At 69.7% G+C, this 1,741-nt stretch carries 2 protein-coding genes; one reads left to right on the forward strand and one right to left on the reverse strand.

Annotated elements, in window-relative coordinates; translation table 11 throughout:
• Positions 1-105: 105 nt before the first annotated feature.
• Entirely contained in the window at positions 106-798 is a 693-nt protein-coding gene (locus AB0472_RS45945) for a glycoside hydrolase family 75 protein (RefSeq protein ID WP_366365662.1), read from the reverse strand.
• Between the two features lie 227 nt (positions 799-1,025).
• On the opposite strand from AB0472_RS45945, the gene AB0472_RS45950 reads away from it, so the two are divergent.
• Positions 1,026-1,637 carry a hypothetical protein gene (locus AB0472_RS45950; protein ID WP_366365663.1) on the forward strand — a complete coding sequence of 204 codons (612 nt, stop codon included), beginning with the start codon at positions 1,026-1,028 and terminating at the stop codon, positions 1,635-1,637.
• Positions 1,638-1,741 lie beyond the last annotated feature (104 nt).

Below are 1,741 nucleotides of genomic sequence, written 5' to 3' on the forward strand. Positions count from 1 at the left end.
GCGGCCACAGCAGCCGCAGGGAGGGGGAGACGATCCTCGGGTCGGTCAGGGTGCGGTACCGGGCCGTCCGCCCTCCCCGGGCCGGAGGCGGGGCGAGCTGCCCCGTCAGTTGTTGGCCAGGAACTGCTTGGCCAGCTGGTCGCCGAGGGTCACCGCCGCGCTGTGGCTCTCTATCGGGGACACCTTGGAGTTCTTGAACAGGATGTAGGTCACGCCGGAGTCGGCGCCGCCGGTCGCCGGGTCGGGGTCGATGCCGAGCGCCTTGGCGGTGGCGTACGAGGCCTCGCCGATGATCTTCGTGGGGCCGGTGTCGCCGACCACCGCGTACTCGACCTTGTTGTTGTAGATCACGGCGACCACGCCGCCGCCCTTGATGCCGGCACTGGAGTAGTTCCAGATGCTGCTGGAGCTGGGGACCACGATGTACGGCAGCGACTCGGCCTTCAGCGGCTTGCCGTCGGACTGGTGGAACGCGGTGTCGTCCTGGTACCAGGGGTCGCGGTCCTCGTTGCAGTTGGTGGTGCGCTGCCCGTCGCAGTCGATGTCCATGTCGGCCTTCCAGAAGACCGCGCCGTTCTTGCCGCAGACGGGAATCGTCGCCGACGTCTCGTCGTCGGTCTTGTACTTGCCGCTGGAGATCTGGGAACAGGACGTCACCTTGGCGAGCAGGTCGGCGGCGCTGACCGAGCCCTCCTGGGCGGACTTCGGGACGGCGCCGGACGCGCTCGCGGGCAGTACTCCGGCGGCGAGCAGTGCGGCCCCGGAGGCCGCGGCAAGGGTCAGAGTTCGGATGCGCACTGTGGGGGGTCCCCTTCTGTTAGGAAAGTTTCCTGACCGGGTCGCGTACAAGGTGGACCCGGCTGCATGTCCGCGTCAAGCCCTGGCTGTCAACTCGGTGATTTCTTGTGCATTGCGGTGATATGTCAGCCGGGGAAGACTGGTGGGGCAGGACATTCCGGATATTTGCTCAGGAGCCGTGCGGAGGTTCGGCGGTGGCTCCGGTGGCTCCTGGAAGGCGAGGGGTCATGTTCGTACGCGCGGTGTACGTCACCGGCGATCCGGCGAAACTCGAGGCGGCCGTCAGGGCGCTGAACAGCGAGGGGCGCGAACTGCTCGAAGAGCGTCCCGAATACCGGGGCGCGGGTGTCTTCATCGACCGGGAGCTGGGCAAACTGCTCGCGGTGAGCTGGTGGGGCACCGAGGCGGCCCGGCGCAACAGCGACCAGGTCATGCGCGAGCGGCGCAGGCCGATGCTGGAACCGTTCGCGGGCACCGTCGCCGTCGAGAACTACGAGGTCGCCGTCCACCACGCCGTGCAGCCGCCGCGGACCGGCGGTGGTCTGCGTTCCACCCGGGTGGAGTTCGACCCCGCCGACACGGACCTGTTCGCCGAGACCTTCCGCTCCTCGGCGGTACCCCGGCTGGAAGGCCTGCCCGGCTTCGCCCAGTGCTCCCTCTTCGTCGACCGGCAGCGGGGCCGGGGCATGGCCGGCTCGCTCTTCCTCGACCGCGCCTCGATGGCCGCCTCGCGCGCCGGACAGGCCGAGGCGCGGCGTGCGGACGCCGCCAAGGCGCGGGTGACCGTGGTCGGCCTGGAGGAGTTCGAGGTCCTGCACGCGGACGTCCGCGCCGACTGACCGGCCCCGCCCGGGAGTCCGGCTCTCCCGCATGCTCGTCCCGCGTTCCCGGCTCGCCGAGGCGGAGGAACTGGCCGTACGCAAAGCCGAGAGCTATGTGCTCG

Origin of the sequence: Streptomyces sp. NPDC086777, from assembly GCF_040702065.1 — a bacterium.
Lineage (GTDB): Bacteria > Actinomycetota > Actinomycetes > Streptomycetales > Streptomycetaceae > Streptomyces.